13 protein-coding genes are annotated in these 17,957 nt (G+C 47.3%); 12 read left to right on the top strand and 1 reads right to left on the bottom strand.

From position 1 onward, the window contains the following. The first annotated feature begins 52 nt into the window (after positions 1-52). The 12 genes from HP548_RS27595 to HP548_RS27540 all read left to right on the top strand — a co-directional run bounded on the left by HP548_RS27595 (position 53) and on the right by HP548_RS27540 (position 16,901). On the top strand, positions 53-2,236 hold the full coding sequence (locus HP548_RS27595; RefSeq protein WP_063567711.1) for a RelA/SpoT family protein: 2,184 nt from the start codon (positions 53-55) through the stop codon (positions 2,234-2,236). A 12-nt stretch (positions 2,237-2,248) separates the two neighbouring features. Beyond that, complete coding sequence (gene dtd, locus HP548_RS27590) at positions 2,249-2,710, top strand: D-aminoacyl-tRNA deacylase (protein ID WP_076287751.1); 462 nt, start codon at positions 2,249-2,251, stop codon at positions 2,708-2,710. Between the two features lie 77 nt (positions 2,711-2,787). Continuing rightward, complete coding sequence (locus tag HP548_RS27585; RefSeq protein ID WP_160319650.1) at positions 2,788-2,955, top strand: hypothetical protein; 168 nt, start codon at positions 2,788-2,790, stop codon at positions 2,953-2,955. 285 nt (positions 2,956-3,240) lie between these two features. Continuing rightward, entirely contained in the window at positions 3,241-3,747 is a 507-nt protein-coding gene (locus HP548_RS27580; protein WP_053779112.1) for a type 1 glutamine amidotransferase domain-containing protein, read from the top strand. A gap of 114 nt (positions 3,748-3,861) precedes the next feature. Next, on the top strand, positions 3,862-4,308 hold the full coding sequence (locus HP548_RS27575) for a hypothetical protein (protein ID WP_175383399.1): 447 nt from the start codon (positions 3,862-3,864) through the stop codon (positions 4,306-4,308). A 614-nt stretch (positions 4,309-4,922) separates the two neighbouring features. Continuing rightward, the gene (locus HP548_RS27570) at positions 4,923-6,191 is read left to right on the top strand and encodes an SEC-C metal-binding domain-containing protein (RefSeq protein ID WP_175383398.1); all 1,269 of its coding nucleotides are present in this window, start codon (positions 4,923-4,925) and stop codon (positions 6,189-6,191) included. An 831-nt stretch (positions 6,192-7,022) separates the two neighbouring features. Beyond that, on the top strand, positions 7,023-8,276 hold the full coding sequence (gene hisS / locus HP548_RS27565; protein ID WP_175383397.1) for a histidine--tRNA ligase: 1,254 nt from the start codon (positions 7,023-7,025) through the stop codon (positions 8,274-8,276). A 201-nt stretch (positions 8,277-8,477) separates the two neighbouring features. Beyond that, on the top strand, positions 8,478-10,256 hold the full coding sequence (gene aspS, locus HP548_RS27560) for an aspartate--tRNA ligase (protein WP_063567716.1): 1,779 nt from the start codon (positions 8,478-8,480) through the stop codon (positions 10,254-10,256). Positions 10,257-10,274: 18 nt separating this feature from the next. Next, positions 10,275-11,033, top strand: a complete 759-nt coding sequence (locus tag HP548_RS27555; protein ID WP_076287755.1) for a tRNA threonylcarbamoyladenosine dehydratase — start codon at positions 10,275-10,277, stop codon at positions 11,031-11,033. 343 nt (positions 11,034-11,376) lie between these two features. Then, positions 11,377-12,675 (top strand): NCS2 family permease, encoded by a 1,299-nt coding sequence (locus HP548_RS27550; RefSeq protein ID WP_175383396.1) that lies wholly within the window; start codon positions 11,377-11,379, stop codon positions 12,673-12,675. 70 nt (positions 12,676-12,745) lie between these two features. Further along, on the top strand, positions 12,746-14,539 hold the full coding sequence (locus tag HP548_RS27545; protein WP_175383395.1) for an ABC transporter ATP-binding protein: 1,794 nt from the start codon (positions 12,746-12,748) through the stop codon (positions 14,537-14,539). A 175-nt stretch (positions 14,540-14,714) separates the two neighbouring features. Further along, the gene (locus HP548_RS27540; RefSeq protein WP_175383394.1) at positions 14,715-16,901 is read left to right on the top strand and encodes a HelD family protein; all 2,187 of its coding nucleotides are present in this window, start codon (positions 14,715-14,717) and stop codon (positions 16,899-16,901) included. A 135-nt stretch (positions 16,902-17,036) separates the two neighbouring features. Here the strand turns inward: HP548_RS27540 and HP548_RS27535 are convergent, their stop codons facing one another. Further along, positions 17,037-17,939: a DMT family transporter gene (locus HP548_RS27535; RefSeq protein ID WP_175383393.1), complete on the bottom strand. Its 903-nt coding sequence runs from the start codon at positions 17,937-17,939 to the stop codon at positions 17,037-17,039. Between the last annotated feature and the right edge of the window lie 18 nt (positions 17,940-17,957).

Below are 17,957 nucleotides of genomic sequence, written 5' to 3'. Positions count from 1 at the left end.
ATATTATGTCACGGGTTCCATTTTGTATAGAAAGGACACGGAACAGATCAGAATGGGCATAGAGCAATTACTCGAGAAGGCCGGGGCATATATCAAAGAACCCGATCTGGTGCGCATACGAGAAGCTTACGAATTTGCTGATCAGGCCCACCATGGACAGACGCGAAAATCGGGAGAACCGTATATTCTGCATCCGCTTGCGGTTGCCGATATTGTTGTAAACATGCAGATGGACACCATCTCCATAATTGCAGCGCTTCTTCATGATGTAGTAGAAGATACTACGGTTTCACTTGAAGAAATCCGCAATCATTTCGGCAATACGTGTGCCATGCTTGTTGACGGCTTGACGAAGCTGGAACGTATTCAGTTCCGCTCCAAGGAAGAACAGCAGAACGAGAACTACCGCAAAATGTTCATCGCCATGGCGCAGGACATCCGTGTCATCGTGATCAAATTGGCTGACCGTCTGCATAATATGCGGACACTCAAGTTTCAGTCGGAAGAAAGCCAGCGCCGTATTTCATATGAAACGTTGGAGATTTTCTGTCCGATTGCGAACCGTCTGGGTATCTCTGCAATCAAATGGGAAATGGAGGACATCGCCCTCCGTTATTTGAATCCGCAGCAATATTACCGGATTGCAAACCTGATGCACAAGAAGCGTGCGGAACGTGAGCAATATATTGATACGGTTATGGACGGTATTACAAGCAAGCTGGATGAGATGGGAATTCAGGCAGATCTGTCGGGACGTCCTAAGCACATCTACAGCGTGTTCAAAAAAATGACAACGAAAAACAAACAGTTTAACGAGATTTATGATCTGCTTGCGATTCGTATTATTGTGGATAACATCAAGGATTGTTATGCTACCCTCGGCATTATACACACGTTATGGAAACCAATGCCAGGACGTTTCAAGGACTATATCGCGATGCCGAAGGCGAACATGTATCAATCGCTGCATACCACAGTCGTAGGTCCGAATGGGGAACCGACTGAAGTCCAAATCCGGACATGGGATATGCACCGCACCGCTGAATTCGGTATTGCTGCTCACTGGGCCTACAAGGAAGGCGCTGCGAACGGAAACGGAAATAATTTTGAAGATAAAATTACGTTCTTCCGCGAGATTCTTGAACTTCAAAATGAAGCGCAGGATGCGTCTGAATTTGTAGAATCGCTTAAAATGGATTTCTTCTCGGATCTGGTCTTTGTATTCACGCCAAAAGGGGAAGTTATCGAATTGCCTACTGGATCTGTTCCATTGGATTTTGCATATAGAATCCATACAGAGGTGGGTAATCGGACGATTGGTGCCAAAGTAAATGGTCGTATCGTTCCACTCGATTATCATCTCAAAACGGGTGATATCATTGAAATTTTGACGTCCAAACATTCTTACGGACCGAGTCAGGACTGGCTTAAAATTGCAAAATCCTCTCACGCACGAGCGAAGATCAAGCAATGGTTCAAGAAGGAACGGCGGGAAGAAAATGTTGAAAAAGGACGCGACAGTTGTGAACGTGAACTCAAGCGCATGGGACTTGATCCATCTGCTTGGATGACCGACGATAAGTTGCAGGAAGCAGCCAAAAAGTATGCCTTCAATGATATTGAAGATATGCTCGCAGCTGTTGGATTCGGTGGCATTACGGCTGCACAGATCGTGACCAAAGCAACGGAGAAACTTCGCAAGGAGCAGGAAGAATCCAGCTTGCTTGAGCTGAACTCCGAGATGCGTGAGCTGAAGCCTGCACCTGAACGCAAAAACCGTCCGACGAATGGCATTCGTGTCAAAGGTATAGACAATTTGCTTGTTCGTTTTGCGCGCTGCTGTAACCCTGTACCAGGGGATGCTATTATCGGGTATGTTACACGTGGACGTGGGGTTTCGGTGCATCGAACGGACTGTCCAAATATTCCTTCCAGTACGGATGGGGAAGAAGCAGCTCGCGTCATTGAAGTCGAGTGGGAAGAGAATATTGAAGCCAACTACAGTGTGGATATTGAGATTACGGGTCATGATCGCAACGGCTTGCTCAATGAAGTGCTTCAGGCTGTTTCCGAAAGTAAAACCAATATTTCTGCCGTCACCGGACGTACAGATAAAAATAAATTAGCATTGGTGCACGTTACAATTCTGATTCGTAATACGGAGCATCTGCATTCGGTTGTGGAACGGATCAAACGGGTGAAAGATGTCTATTCTGTGCATCGGATTATGCAGTAAGGAGCCTGTAAGATGAGGGTGCTTGTACAACGCTGTAAAGAGGCTCAGGTGACCGTTGGAGACGAGCTGACGGGGAGAATTGAATCCGGGTTGATGTTGCTTGTGGGAATTACACATGAGGACACGGAGAAGGATGCTATATATTTGGCAGACAAAATCGCTGGACTTCGAATCTTTGAGGATGAGCAGGAAAAGATGAATCTTAGTTTGATCGATGTGGGCGGGGCTGTATTATCTGTCTCACAATTTACATTGTACGGAGATTGTCGTAAAGGAAAACGCCCAAGCTTTGCAGCTGCAGCCAGACCTGAAGCGGCAGAATTGTTGTATGAAACGTTTAATCAGCTGTTACGTGATAAAGGAATTCAGGTGGAAACCGGACGTTTCGGAGCGATGATGGATGTGACTTTCACGAATTGGGGACCCGTGACTTTAATGCTCGAAAGCCCTATTCGTCAAGAAACGCATGCATAATTGATTGGGGAACAGGCCATAATGAGGGATAATTCGGTTCATTAACATAAGATGATCAAAGGAGTATCCCAACCATTATGCGCCAATCCGTCAAGGAAACACGTTCCCGAATAGAACCTCTGCTTCTGCCTGGAAACCTGTATGAGTCCCTGAAACTTGCCCGCGCTGCTGCCGAGTGTGCAACAACGATCTGGGCCCTTCAGGATTCGGACAAAGGGGAACAGAGCCGTCTTCCGCGTGACTGAGTGCTGACCATTTGTAATGAATGAAAAGTCTTGATTCGATTATCGAATCAAGACTTTTTTTGTTATGGAGCTTAACTGTTGATGAATCGGATGGTCTGATCATAGTCAAAATAATACAGGTTCGTCATGTTATAAACGGCTCTGGTTAGGGTAATAACAGAACGAGGCACGATGGCGTGCCAGGTTCAGTATTTATTACGGGCAATGAACAAGAAATGTACACCAACAATTTCTGCGAATACCCGATTTCAAGAAATTTCGAACACGGAAAGGAGAACATACGTTATGAGTAAAGTTGCTTTTTTATTGGCGAATGATTTTGAAGATTCGGAAATGCAGGTTCCATATGATGAGGTGAAAAAAGCCGGACACGACGTGGAAATTATCGGCTTGAAAGCAGGAGAGACGCTGAAAGGTAAAGGTGGTAAAGCCTCCTATACTTCGGACAAAGCGATCGCTGAGGTTTCGGCTTCGGATTACGACGCAGTTGTCATTCCAGGTGGATCTTCTCCTGAAAATTTGCGTACAGACGCACATATTCTGAAATTCGTAACAGAGATCAACAGTGCGAAGAAACCAATCGCTGCGATCTGTCACGGCCCGCAAATTCTGGCAAGTGCGAATCTGTTGAAAGGCCGTACGATTACATCCTATCCACCGCTCAAGGATGATATGGTGAACGCAGGGGCAGAATTCAAGGATCATGAAGCTGTAGTAGATGGCAATTATATTACATCCCGTACGCCTGCAGATGAACCGGCATTTGTCCGCGAGTTGTTAAAAGTCATTTAATGACTTGGGACGGGCCGTACGTTAATGTGATTATTGATTAAAATGTAGATTGAAGCTCAAAGCTTCTAAGTTTTAGTTTCACCAAGCATTTATTCCGATAAAGGAGGGTTTGACATGACAAAACATATTCAGGCGTATTTTCGGACCGAGGACGAGGCAGAGGGGGCAAGAACCTCACTTCAGACGTTCCGTACAGAGCATTTGGAAGTAGGGCAACTGGATAGCGCGGTTGGCAGAGACAAACGGATTATGGTACCTTTGGTGCCTTATAACACAGCGGGTGGCGTAGGAACCAATGGAGCCATGGGTGTGGGTGCAGCACCTGGGGTTCCCGCCAGCGAAAATGTAATTCCGGTCGTCAGCAATGTGGATCGTGATACCGAGCGAGGTACCCGAGATAATGTTAATGAGGAAGGCGATCTGTTGGATGCTGCGGATGTGTCCTCGGCTGACTATGACGATCTGCATTATGTTTTGTCTGCCAAAGTAAGGGATGAGGATTATGAGGAAATCGTTCATAAACTTCGTTCCAACCAAGCTTATGTGGAAGAATTGAATTAATACGTAGTATGAAGCCCTTGCAGGGTCTGACTTCCATGTCAGGACACTCTGCATGGGCTTTTATAATGGAGAAAACAACAAATTATAAAGCGCTATCATTTTTGTAATATTACTGTAATATTAGTTACATAAGCCTTTAACATAGCCCGTTTATAATAACACACATGACCCCCTTTTTTTATATATCCTTTGAGCCTGCACACCGTGTGCAGGTTTTTTTTTTGAGATGAAAATTTATATGTTTTGGGCGAAGCTTACCCCTTATTTAAATTTTTGCTAGAATAGAGAAATGGGTTTAAGTATTTTAAAGCGATTTGTTTTCATAGTTGGGCTACAATGGACGGTAATCAAGCTTCCAACGATTGGGCTCAGGCGAATCCAATCCTATGATAAAGAGTGTGAGGAATTCATAGCCAGAGTGATCGTCATATTCCAGATGAACATATACTCGCTGAACGACCCCGCCCTTATATAAGAGCGGGGCAACCGTTTCTGCTTGATGCTGGAAATTGTAAATTATATAGAATGCCTTGTAGGAGAAATGACACCTATAGTGCTAAAGCAACAGTATTCTCATGCAAATGGCTAGTGACAGATTTAAGGGGGAATTAGTTTTGAGTAAGGTTGGAAGAAATGATTTATGCCCGTGCGGAAGCGGGAAAAAATATAAGAAATGCTGTCTGGGCAAGGAGCCTTCTGCGGTAGAATCCATACTGGGGCTGATATCAACGGAGCAACCAGTTCAGGAAGCCTCGATTCAGCCTGAGAGCAAACTGACCCTGACCAAGCTGAAAAAGATGGTGGCGAGCGAACTGAAATGGGAGCATACGGCTCACGAACAGCTGGCCCTGGAGCTTATTGAGAACATGAGGAACCATTACGAGCGGGAGCTGATATTGGAAGCTCTGATGCTTTGGAATGGCTATTCCCGTCAGACCCGCCCTACTGTCAAGAAGACTGGCTCGTTCTGCGCCGCAATCGAGTATTTGCTGTCCGAGGAGTACGGCTTCAATGTCTCAAAGGCTGAGCTGTCAGGTAAATATGAGGTAACGACATCAACGATCTCCCGAAAGGTTAAGGAGATGTTCGAGTACATCGAAGAATACGGCATGGGTGGCGAACCAGACGAGCTGATGATTCTGAACAGCCCAGGCACATCGAAGGACAAAGCGCAGGCTCTGCTACATAAGGCGATGGAATCCAGTTCTTCCAAACGCAGAATACAGCTGGCGAAAACGGCCCTGGAGATGTATTCTGACAGCTCTGATGCATATCGTATTCTGGCTGAGGAATCGGACAATGAGTCTGATGCACGAGCTTACCTCAAGGCCGGAATCGCTGCTGGCGAACACGAACTGGGCGAACTGTTTTTTGAGAAGAATAAGGGTAACTTTTGGGCGCTTCATGAGACTCGTCCATATATCAGGATATGCAAAAGCTACGCCGAATCCTGCTGGTTTGGCGGAGATGCCAAAGAAGCGGCACAAATCCTGGAGCATATTTTGGAGCTTAATACGGAAGACAATACCGGAGCGCGTTACCTGCTCGCTGCTGTGTATTTGTACAGCAACCAATTGGAGCAGGCAGAGCAACTGATGGAGAAGTATGGGAAAGGTGACGCCACAGCCGCCTTTGCCTATGACAAGATCATTCTGGAGTATAAGAGGAGCGGAATCACCTCCCAGCTCAAAAGGCTGTACCGTGTGGCCCAGGGTGTGAACAAACATGTGCCTGATTATCTGCTGGGTTTGAAGCGGCTGCCGCATAACCTCCCTGATTTTGTCGGAATGGGCAATTCTGACGAAGCGATTGAATATGTCATTATACACTCCCGTCTATGGGCGAATGTGCCGGATTTGCTGAAGTGGATGCTGAAACAATAGAGATATAAGAAAACAATAGAAGTTGGAATTCATTTGATGAATCCAGCTTCTATTAGCTTTGATTTCTGTGGACTCCGCATCTCGTACGGCGTGTGAGAATTTTTTTCTAATGCTATCTTTTTGTGTTAGCCCTTGACTTTAGCACTGCGGTTCATTACAATCAGAAAATAAATTAACTTTAAACGTTATATAATAACATGTAATCATATAACTTGATGATTTGATGACGGGACCAAGTACTCCGTGCCCACATGAACAGAGAGGAATCCCTTGGCTGTAAGGATTCTCTTGATGAGCGGACGAATGACTTCCCCGAGAACAGACAGCGAACACATTGGATTTATATCTGATTGTCATTAGCTGGCCTGCGCAGGGCGTGCGTTATACGTAGAGCGGAATGATTTGTTTGATCGGATTGCCTGGAGCAATCTTAGATCATCACATGATCACCTGAACGGCGAAAGTGTCAGGGATTCCGGAATGTGGGTGGTACCACGGGTGAATGTGTAAACACAATCCCTCGTCCCTTTGTTTGCTGTTTATACAGCGACAGGGCGAGGGATTTTTTTGTTATATAAGTTGATCCTAACATTTATACCGTAACGGAGATTGCAGAACCAATCTGTAGAAGCGAAGCGTTTGGCTAAAAGCTTTCTGAAAGAAAGCTGCTTCGGAAGCATATGTTATCACCGGATTTCCCCATTGAAAATGGAATTAAAAAATCTGGGGATAACAGCGATCGGAAGATGGTACTTCAATCGGAGTGGGCAGGTGTAACAGTCCTGGAACAACTTATTATACAGAGAAAAATAGATGCTGGAGGGATGAAAGATGGCTTTTCAAAAACCGACTGGAACGCAGGACTTGCTGCCTGGTGTTGTGGAAAAGTGGCAGTTCGTAGAGGAAAAAGCACGTGATCTGTGTCGCCGTTTTAATTATCGCGAGATCCGCACACCGATCTTCGAACAGACTTCTTTATTTGTACGAGGCGTTGGGGAAACAACCGATATTGTTGAAAAAGAAATGTACACCTTCAATGATAAAGGCGACCGCAGCATGACCCTTCGTCCGGAGGGTACAGCGGGTGTTGTCCGCGCTTATGTGGAAAATAAAATTTATGGCGAACCGGATGTGAGCAAGCTCTATTACATCGGTCCGATGTTCCGCTATGAACGTCCGCAAGCAGGTCGCCAGCGTCAGTTCCACCAGTTCGGTGTAGAAGCTATCGGAGCCCTTGATCCAGCGATTGATGCTGAAGTCATTGCGCTTGGGTATCAACTGTGTGTAGAACTGGGATTGAAAGATGTCAAAGTCGAGATCAACTCGGTGGGTAACCCAACTAGCCGTGCAGAATATCGCGAAAAATTGCTTGGATTCCTCAGACCGATGAAGGACAGCCTGTGCAAGGACTGCCAATCCCGGATGGAACGTAATCCGCTGCGTGTGCTCGACTGCAAAGTTGATCAGGACAAATTCGTAGGGGCACCGTCCATACTGGATAGTCTGGATGAAGAATCATTGAACCACTTTGCTAAGCTGAAAGAGTATCTGGATGATTTTGGCGTAGATTACGCGGTGAACAATCGTCTGGTACGTGGCTTGGATTACTACACATTGACTGCTTTTGAACTGAAAGCCCAAGGTATTGGGGCGATTGATACAGTCGGCGGTGGCGGCAGATACAATGGCCTCGTTGGAGATATCGGTGGACCGGATCAGCCTGGTATTGGTTTCGGTATCGGTCTGGAGCGTATTCAACTGATTCTGGAACACCAGAACATTGATGTTAGTTCCCTTGCTCCACTGGATGTGTATTTTGTTGCTCTCGGTGAAGCTGCCGATCGTGAAGTCAACCGTCAGCTGTTTAAGCTTCGTCAATCCGGTCTGTCCGGTGAACGCGACTATCTCGGTCGCAAGATGAAAGCTCAGATGAAATCTGCTGACCGATTCAAAGCCCGTTACACTGCCATTCTGGGTGATGATGAGCTGGAGCGCGGGGAAATTGCCCTGAAGTCCATGGATACAGGTGAACAACAAACCTTGAAGCTGGATGATCTGGTATCTGCTATACGCGAAAGTAAATAAGCAAGAGTTTGAAACTGTAAAATAGCAACAATTGATCCGGCAAAATTACTGAGGTTCACCAATGTTTCCGATTAATCGGAAGTTGACGAGTCGGAGGTAACATGCCTTTTCGAATAAAATCGTCTTCACGCAACCGCACTGTTGAAAAGCGGGCTCTGCCCGCCCATACAGAACGGAAATTCACATAAGAGGAGTTTGGTTATGAAAAGAAGTCATCATTGCGGCGCCTTAACACCCGCACACATCGGTGAGACCGTAACATTGAACGGCTGGGTACAGACCCGCCGTGACCTGGGGGGCGTACTGTTTATCGATCTGCGTGACCGCAGCGGAATTGTACAAGTTGTTTTCAACCCGGCTTACTCTGGCGAAGCATTGCAAATCGCTGACAGAGTGCGGAGCGAGTACGTTATCGCAGTAACTGGTAAAGTGGTTAAACGTGACGAAGAGACCGTAAACAAAAACTTGCCTACAGGCGAAATCGAAGTGCAAATTACCGAGATTGAAGTACTGAACGCGGCAAAAACTCCTCCATTCTTCATCGAAGATGGTGTGGAAGTCGACGAGTCCCTTCGTTTGAAATATCGTTACCTGGACTTGCGTCGTCCGGAAATGTTTGAAACATTGAAATTGCGTTCCAAAGCATCCAAAGTGTTCCGTGATTATCTGGATGGAGAAGAATTCGTTGAAGTAGAAACACCAATTCTGACCAAGAGCTCCCCGGAAGGTGCGCGTGATTATCTCGTACCAAGCCGTGTGCATGAAGGTGAATTCTTCGCCCTGCCGCAATCCCCGCAAATTTACAAACAATTGCTGATGGTCGGCGGACTTGAGCGTTACTATCAGATCGCTCGTTGTTTCCGTGATGAAGATTTGCGTGCGGACCGTCAACCGGAATTCACTCAAGTCGACATCGAGACTTCCTTCCTGCAACAGGATGACCTGCTGCCAATGATGGAAGAACTGATGGCCAAATTGCTGCGTGAAACGAAAGGTATTGAGCTGGAACTGCCTTTCCAACGGATTACGTATGCAGATGCTATGGGCAAATACGGTTCAGACAAACCGGATCTGCGTTTTGGCATGGAACTGGTTGAAATGAACGATATCGTAGCGAACAGTGGTGTGAAAGTATTTGCTTCTGTCATTGAAAAAGGTGGAGAAGTGAAAGTATTGAACGCCAAAGGCTGTGGTACATGGAGCCGTAAAGAAATCGATGACCTCGGACCATTCGCAGCGCGTTACGGTGCAAAAGGATTGGCATGGATTCAAGTAAAAGATGGCGAGTTCAAAGGACCAATCGTGAAGTTCTTTACGCCAGAAGAGATCGAAGCAGTCAAAGAACGTACTGGCGCTGAAGAAGGCGACTTGTTGCTCTTCTCTGCTGACACCAAAAAAGTGGTTGCAGATGTACTGGGCGCACTTCGTCTGAAAATCGGTCGTCAACTGGGCTTGATCGATGACAGCAAATTCAAATTTGCATGGGTTGTGGACTTCCCATTGCTCGGGTACGATGAAGATGCCAAACGTTATGTAGCAGAACACCATCCATTCACACGTCCTAAAGACGAAGATGTACATCTTTTTGATACAGATCCGGGTGCTATTCGCGCTCAAGCCTATGACCTCGTTCTGAATGGTTATGAAGTGGGCGGCGGTTCGATGCGTATCTACAAACGTGATGTTCAAGAAAAAATGTTCGCTGCTCTGGGACTTTCTCCGGAAGTAGCCAACGAGAAATTCGGATATCTGCTCGAAGCATTTGAATATGGAACGCCACCACACGGTGGAATCGCTTTTGGTCTCGACCGTCTGGTGATGCTGCTGGCAGGTCGCACGAATCTGCGTGAAACGATTGCCTTCCCGAAAACGGCAAGTGCAACGGATCTGCTCATGAATGCACCTTCTGAAGTGGATAACTCCCAATTGGAACAACTTCACATCCGCGTAGCCCGTAAACCGGTGGCGGAAAAGAAATAAAGGAGGCATCGATTCTCAATGCTCCATCAATTTTCAAGAACAGAACTGGCAATCGGACCTGAAGGTCTGAATGCTTTGAAAAATAGTACAGTAGCTGTGCTCGGCATCGGCGGCGTGGGCGGTATTGCAGTAGAAGCTCTTGCCCGTAGCGGTGTTGGACGTATCATTCTGATTGATAAAGACGTGGTGGACATCACCAACATCAATCGTCAGATTCATGCTTTGACCACGACCGTTGGGCAGAAAAAAGCAGATCTGATGGTAGAGCGGGTGAAGCTCATCAATCCAGAGTGCGATGCAATTGCGCTGAATATGTTTTACACGGAAGAAACGTATGAGGAATTGTTCAAGTATGAGCTGGATTATGTGTTGGATGCTTCGGACACGATCATTTACAAAATCCACCTCATCAAGGAATGCCTGAAACGGAAGATTCCGGTGATCTCCAGCATGGGTGCGGCAAACAAAATGGACCCGACGAAATTCCAGGTTGCGGATATTTCGAAAACGACCATGGACCCGATTGCCCGTGTTGTCCGCACAAAACTGCGGAAAGAAGGCATCAAAAAAGGTGTGAAAGTGGTCTTCTCCACCGAAGAACCATTGAAACCGCGTGCAGATGTAACGCAAAAAATCGTTCCTGAGAATGCGCCGGAGATTCGCAAGGCCAAACAGCCGCCAGCGAGTAACGCCTTTGTTCCTCCGGTAGCCGGACTGATCATGGTCAGTGTGGCCGTCAAGGAACTGATCGAAATTGCAGAGAATAAGCAGCAGTAATCTGTTGTGAATAAAAAGCGTAGGTGCCGACAAGGTACCTGCGCTTTTTTTTGCATGCGCAAACCTTAACAAATGTCAGGGTTACGTGATGTACTTCAATCCCAAAAGCGTGTATGATATGTGGTGCTGTGCGAAATGATGGTAGATACATAGAGAAATCGCAGCTATATAAGATGAATATAAGATTTACACAAGACCGAAGAGGAGAGAAAAAACTGGAGAAGCGAAGCGTGCGCCTAAAAGCTTTCTGAAAGAAAGCTGCATCGGAAGGTTGTTCTGTCCGTGTAGTGGTAGAGTGTAAATACTTTTGTTCGGCTTACATAGAGAGAGGGGAACGGAACGTATGAAACAAGGATGGATGACCAGACGTCTTGGCATGGAGCCGGGGGACCAGTGGAAAAAGGAAATTGTGGCGGGAGCCATTTCCTATTTTGCCGTGGTATATATCGTAATGGTCAATGCAACAATTCTGGCTGATGCCGGAATGCCGCTACAGGCGGCTATGGTGGGTACTCTGCTGACGTCCATTGCAGGTTGTTTGCTGATGGCATTTGGCGGTAAGTCGCCGATTATCGTTGTACCTGGCATGGGCATCAATGCATTTTTCACTTATACACTCGTACATTCGATGAAATTGAGCTGGCAGGAAGCCTTGGCGGTTGTATCTGTCACAGGTGTGCTGTTTGCAGTCGTAGCTTTTACATCGTTATATAAAATGATTAGTGAGGCCATTCCGAAAAACCTGCAGCATGGCATTACGGTGGGGATTGGTTTGTTCCTGACGTTCATCGGTCTGCAAAAAAGCGGAATCGTCATCGCACACCAGACCACGTTTGTGGCAATCGGACATTTTAATGATCCGGGAGTTATCACTGCTTGTGTTACTCTTGTGATCGCCTTGATTTTATTTATACGCAATGTACAGGGCGGACTCCTGATCAGCATTCTTGCAGGGACAGGTCTTGCATATGTACTCGGTGCCGTAAATCCTGGTGAGCCGGTGTCAGCTCTAGAAGCATTACGTCAATATGGCGGCTTGTTTGGAGAGCTTTCTTTGGTGAAGCTGGCGGATTTGGCGTTCTGGATTGCAGTATTCCTGTTGCTGCTAATTGTTGTATTTGAAAATATTGGACTGATTACAGCTCAGACTCATCTTATTGGTCGTCCCCAGCGGTTCAAGGGGAGCTTACGTGCATTATCCATCAGTACCGTATTGGCAGGTGTATTCGGAAGTAGTCCTCCTGTAGCTGCGGCGGAGACAACTGCGGGCATAGCGGCGGGTGGTCGTACAGGTTTGACTCCACTGGTTACCGCAGTGTTGTTTGGTGCAACGTTCTTCTTTATTCCACTGTTGGGTTATATTCCGGACAGTGCTATTGCACCGATTTTAATCATTATTGGCGGCTTGATGGTACAAAGTGTGAAGGATATGGATTTCAGTGATTTCACGGAAGCTTTTCCGGCTTTTCTGATTATGGTCATGATTCCATTTACGTATAGCATTGTGGACGGTATGGCATTTGGATTCATTGCGTATCCGGTGGCGAAGCTCGCTGCGGGTCAGGGCAAACAGGTACCTAAAGTCATGTATGGCATTGCCATCCTGTTTTTGGCCAATTTTGTGCTGCATGGGATATTGTAAAAGACAGGAAACGTAATGTAAGTTCATACGTATGATCTCTGGTGAACAAGGGGAGAACGGGGGAACGGTAATGGAAGAGCAACAACAGACAGGTCAAGCTGAATCGAAAATAGGAAAAAAAGGATTCAAGGATTTTGTGAAGCTGATAGCTGCCACAAATCCACCGAAGCTTATTCTAATCATAGCGTTGATCCTGACACTCATTCAGACGACAGCCGGACTGATTGTCCCGCTGATGACCAAAGGCCTGATTGATGGGCTTACGATGTCTGCGCTGAACAAATCCGTTATTTTCCTGCTGCTGGGGGCATTTGTTATTCAGGCCATCGCTTCAGGCATCAGCATCTATATGTTGAACTATGCGGGTCAACGAGTGGTTGCGACATTGCGAACGAAGCTGTGGAACAAGGTATTATCCTTGCCGATGCCATATTTCGACCGGAATCGTACGGGTGATACGATGAGTCGAATCACGAATGATACAAGTCAGATTATGACGCTAATTGCGGATTATCTCGTTTCTTTTGTATCCAATATCGTTGCGGTTGTGGGCGGAGTAGCGTTGCTTTTCTATCTGGACTGGGTCATGTCACTCATTATTCTGAGTCTGGTGCCGCTAACGTTGCTGATCCTGTTGCCTGTTGGTCGTAAAATGTACAAAATCTCCAAAAAGCAGCAGGACGAAATGGCAGGGCTTACTTCGGTGCTCAGCCAAGTTATTGGCGAGATTCGTTTGGTGAAAGCTTATGGTACAGAGAAACAGGAGGCGGAAGCAGGCGATTCTCGTATTGGGAAGATGTTTGCTTTTGGACTACAGGAAGCGCGGATTTTGGCGTTGATCGGTCCACTCTTTACGTTTGTCATGACGGCTGTACTGGTTGTAATTCTGGGTGTTGGCGGTATGCGGGTGGCTTCTGGCTTACTGTCTCCGGGTGAACTGGTCGCCTTCATTCTGTTGTTGTTCCAGGTGATTATGCCGATGGGCCAATTTACGACACTGTATTCACGTCTGCAAAAGGTTGTAGGTGCGACAGAACGGATTCAGGCTATTCTGGCACATGAAGAAGAACCTCGTCATAGCACAGCAATTGCTCCCAAGGGCAATGAGACGATTACATTTAATAACTTGCACTTCTCTTATGTAACAGGGGAAGAGGTACTGCATGGGATTAATCTGACTGTTCCAGCCCGTAAAGTAACGGCCATTGTTGGACCAAGTGGCAGTGGGAAATCAACGCTGTTCTCCCTGTTGGAGCAGTTCTATCTTCCAGAGTCGGGCAGTATATCGTATGGCGGACAAGCCATAACCGATTATTCATTAGCCTCTTGGCGAAGCAAGATTGGATATGTATCACAGGAGAGCCCTCTGATGGCGGGCACGATTAAGGAAAACATGACATACGGGCTGGGCCGTGAGGCGAGTATGGATGAAATTAGACACGCGGCAGAAATGGCGTATTCCTCAGCTTTTATTGATAAACTGCCTCAGGGCTACGATACGGAAGTGGGAGAACGCGGGATCAAGCTCTCTGGTGGTCAACGCCAACGGATCGCTATTGCTCGGGCCCTGCTGCGCAGCCCGGATATTCTGATGCTGGATGAAGCGACGTCCAGTCTGGACAGCACCTCCGAACATGAAGTGCAGCAAGCCCTGTCCAATCTGATGGAAGGACGAACGACGGTAGTCATTGCACACCGATTGTCCACCGTCGTCGACTCTGATCAGATTGTTGTTCTGGAGCAGGGACATGTGACGGGAACCGGAACCCATGCGGAGCTAATTAGCAACCATCGGGTATACCGTGAACTGGCACAGAAACAGTTTGTAGCACAGGATGGGAAGCCGGATTCTGAACCGGAATGATGTAAAAGGATGACCGTTGTTCTGCTGTTCTTTGCGAACAGGAACAGCGGTTTCTTTCATTTGGCTATCCGGGTTACTGTAGCTTTTTGTACATCAATATGATATAGTGGGTATCCTTTTGTGTCGTCAGTGATTGACTATGCAGAAAAACATATTCTTAGGAGGTAACTGAAACATGTCAGACAGCTTTCAAAGTGCCTATCAAGAAGAAGAGTACAGGTTAGAGCGAACGATGAAGGAAGTGGACAGTCAGCTGGAACGGCTGCAGAACATTCCGGTATACACCGGCCACGACTTCACAGAGCAAGTGCTGGAGGCCGGACGTGAAGAACGCCGCACCGCCTTGTCCAAGAGCGCGCAGCAACCCTATTTCGGACGCTTGGATTTCGAAGAACAGGGCAGTGGTGCACGGAAACCGCTGTATATTGGCAAAATCGGCGTAGACCGCGAAGAGGTGGGAGAGCATCCGCTCGTCATCGATTGGCGTGCTCCTGTCGCAAGCCTGTTTTACTCATTTACCGGAGGGGAAGCCTCCGCAACGTATGAAGCCCCGGAAGGACTCATTGAGGGCCTGGTTTATCTGAAACGAAATGTTGTCATTCGGCAGCGTATATTGGAACGTGTGGCAGATACGTACAATCGGGACAGTGACCAGCCAGCCGTATCGGATGAATTCCTCGTGTATCGATTGGGTGAGAACAAAGATAACAAACTCCGTGATATCGTATCCACCATTCAGGCGGAGCAGGATCAGATCATTCGTGCGGCAAGAAACACCGCATTGATTATTCAGGGTGTGGCCGGTTCGGGTAAAACAACCGTCGCACTGCATCGCCTTGCCTTCTTGCTGTATCAGTACAAGGAGCAGGTATCTGCAGAGAAAATGGTTATTTTCGCACCCAACCATATGTTCCTGGATTACATATCGGATGTACTCCCGGAGCTCGGTGTAGGGGACATTCAGCAGCGTACATTCCCGGATTGGGCGATGAACCTGCTGGGGCTGGACCTACCTTTGGCAGACACGTCGGAGACATTGAACACCTGGTTTGAAACGCCGGATTCACGTCCTGAGCTCAATGATGATGTGCCAGGGCGATACAAAGGCTCGATCCGCTTCATGGAACTGATCCGGGAGTGTCTATCCGGGATGGAAGAGGAATCCGTACCTGATATGGACTTCAGTCCATGGGATGGTGCAGTGCTCAGCAAAGCCGAGATTGAGAACTGGTTTGGGGAAGAGTACAAACATTATCCGCTGGCGAAACGCAAAGAGCGGGTTATGGCGCGTATTCACCGCTGGATTGAGATGGAACTCAAGAAACCTTGCCCGGAAGCTGTTCGCAAAGAGCGTAAAAAGAAAGCGGCAACCCGTGAGAAGGCTTATGCCAAAAAATGGCCTCAATATGAACCACTTACGCTTTACAAACAGCTGTTCAAGGTTGTTAAAGGCGGTTCGGTACCTGCCTCGCTCAGCGGTCTTATTCCCAAATTGGTGATGAAGCAAACGGCTGCAGATCTGAAGCAGGATATCATCCGTGAAGAGGATTTGCCTGCATTGGTGTACATTCATACCTTGGTTCATGATATTGACGGCTCCGAGCGCTTCGATCACGTCGTCATTGATGAAGCGCAGGACTTTTCTCCTTTTCATGTGGCGTTATTGGATCAGTTTGTCAAAGGGCATTCCTTCACCATACTGGGCGATCTGTCCCAAGGTATTCATGAGTATCGTGGTGTTCATGCGTGGGAAGAGATGAGTTCCCTGTTTCCTGAGGAGCAGAATGCATACTTTGCACTGACCCGGAGTTATCGCTCGACGATGGAAATTATAGATTACGCCAATACAATTCTGGAGCGGGGCGTCAAGAGCGGCATAACGGCGATTCCTGTATTCCGGAGTGGTGATCCCGTACGGACATTGTCCTATGGGGTTGAAGGGCGCACAGCGAGCCTTGAACAGGCTCTTAAGCTCTTAACGGTCAAAGACTATCGTACAGTTTCCATTCTGACCCGTACCCTGCATGAGGCAAAGGAGCTTCATCAGGAGCTCCAAGCGGTAGGCTGGGATCTGAACTTGATTGACGGCGGCAAAAAACAGTACACAGGCGGTCACTCCGTTTTACCTGTTTATTTGTCGAAAGGGTTGGAGTTTGATGCAGTTATCGTAGCGGATAGTGATGAGAAGCATTATTTGCCCAATGCGGGTGATGCGAAACTGTTATACGTTGGCTGTACACGGGCGTTACACGAACTGTGGTTATTCCACGACGGCTCATTGCCAGACTATGCTGCTGCAACCCACAATCCGGAAGGCGAGTCTGTTGCCATTCAGGGTTGGCCTGACAGCGAAGCAGATTGAATCCTTGTTGTTGAACATAGCATTAATATAGGAAGAGCATGGCGCTGTTAAAGCACCATGCTCTTTTTTGTACTTTTCAGATGATTATTATTATCGAGTGGCTCACCTAAAGTTTCGCTGTTATTCTTCTACTGGTCAACTTGTAGGTGTGCGTTGGGTCAAACCCGGTTTATCTAGAACTGACTTATGACTGGCGGGATGACGGTTAACCAGGAAAATGCCCAGGCAGATCATTAGACCGCCTGCACCCACAATCCAGCCGACATGCTCTTCCAACAAAACGAAGCTCGATAGCAGTCCAAACAGCGGCGCCAGAAAAAGAAAGGAACTGGTTTTGGCCGGATCTGTGTTTTGCAGCAAATAAAACCAGAGGGTGAACTGAATGATGGAACAGAAAATGGTCAGCCATACCAGGACAACGATGGATGTTGTATTTACGATAAAATGAGGCTGCTCTGTAAACACACTCAGTAGAAGCAGTACTGCGCCTCCAGCGAGCATTTGATAAGCGGTAAGTACGAATGTATCATGAGCAGCTCCCCAGCGTTTAATGAGCAACGTAGATACAGCAAAAGAGACAGCGCCGCCAAAGCCAATCCACGTTCCAGGACTCATACTCAGATGGAATCCAAAGGTTAACGCCACTCCGACAAATCCGAGAACCACACCGGTCCACTGGCTAAAACGATAGGACACACCATATAGAGCAGCACTCAGGATGATGACGAGCAACGGATTCGTAAAGGTGATTATGGCGGACTCTCCCGAACTGATCCAGTTCATGCTGTAATAGGCACATCCCATTACTCCCGCCGACTGGAACAGACCGATTACGGCGATTTGCATCCACTGTTTCCACCCCACAGGCATGGGACGTTTTCTGGTGATCCACGCTAGTAATGCTCCTGCCAATATATAGCGAAGTCCCATTAACAAAAAGGGAGGAGCATACATCATACCGATTTTGCCTACGGGAAACGAGGTTCCCATGATGAGCGTGGTCACAAGGATCAGGAACGTATATTTTAAAGGCTTCATCTGGCTTCCTCCCTTTTG

This window comes from Paenibacillus taichungensis, assembly GCF_013359905.1.
Lineage (GTDB): Bacteria > Bacillota > Bacilli > Paenibacillales > Paenibacillaceae > Paenibacillus > Paenibacillus taichungensis.
This window is presented reverse-complemented; position numbering and strand designations above follow the sequence as displayed.

What these genes read in the sequence shown, in the direction of transcription:
- HP548_RS27540 (WP_175383394.1), top strand. Translation starts at nt 14,715, where the DNA reads ATGTCAGACAGCTTTCAAAGTGCCTATCAAGAAGAAGAGTACAGGTTA.
- dtd (WP_076287751.1), top strand. Translation starts at nt 2,249, where the DNA reads ATGAGGGTGCTTGTACAACGCTGTAAAGAGGCTCAGGTGACCGTTGGA.
- aspS (WP_063567716.1), top strand. Translation starts at nt 8,478, where the DNA reads ATGAAAAGAAGTCATCATTGCGGCGCCTTAACACCCGCACACATCGGT.
- HP548_RS27575 (WP_175383399.1), top strand. Translation starts at nt 3,862, where the DNA reads ATGACAAAACATATTCAGGCGTATTTTCGGACCGAGGACGAGGCAGAG.
- HP548_RS27595 (WP_063567711.1), top strand. Translation starts at nt 53, where the DNA reads ATGGGCATAGAGCAATTACTCGAGAAGGCCGGGGCATATATCAAAGAA.
- HP548_RS27580 (WP_053779112.1), top strand. Translation starts at nt 3,241, where the DNA reads ATGAGTAAAGTTGCTTTTTTATTGGCGAATGATTTTGAAGATTCGGAA.
- HP548_RS27550 (WP_175383396.1), top strand. Translation starts at nt 11,377, where the DNA reads ATGAAACAAGGATGGATGACCAGACGTCTTGGCATGGAGCCGGGGGAC.
- HP548_RS27555 (WP_076287755.1), top strand. Translation starts at nt 10,275, where the DNA reads ATGCTCCATCAATTTTCAAGAACAGAACTGGCAATCGGACCTGAAGGT.
- HP548_RS27535 (WP_175383393.1), bottom strand. Translation starts at nt 17,939, where the DNA reads ATGAAGCCTTTAAAATATACGTTCCTGATCCTTGTGACCACGCTCATC.
- HP548_RS27585 (WP_160319650.1), top strand. Translation starts at nt 2,788, where the DNA reads ATGCGCCAATCCGTCAAGGAAACACGTTCCCGAATAGAACCTCTGCTT.
- HP548_RS27545 (WP_175383395.1), top strand. Translation starts at nt 12,746, where the DNA reads ATGGAAGAGCAACAACAGACAGGTCAAGCTGAATCGAAAATAGGAAAA.
- hisS (WP_175383397.1), top strand. Translation starts at nt 7,023, where the DNA reads ATGGCTTTTCAAAAACCGACTGGAACGCAGGACTTGCTGCCTGGTGTT.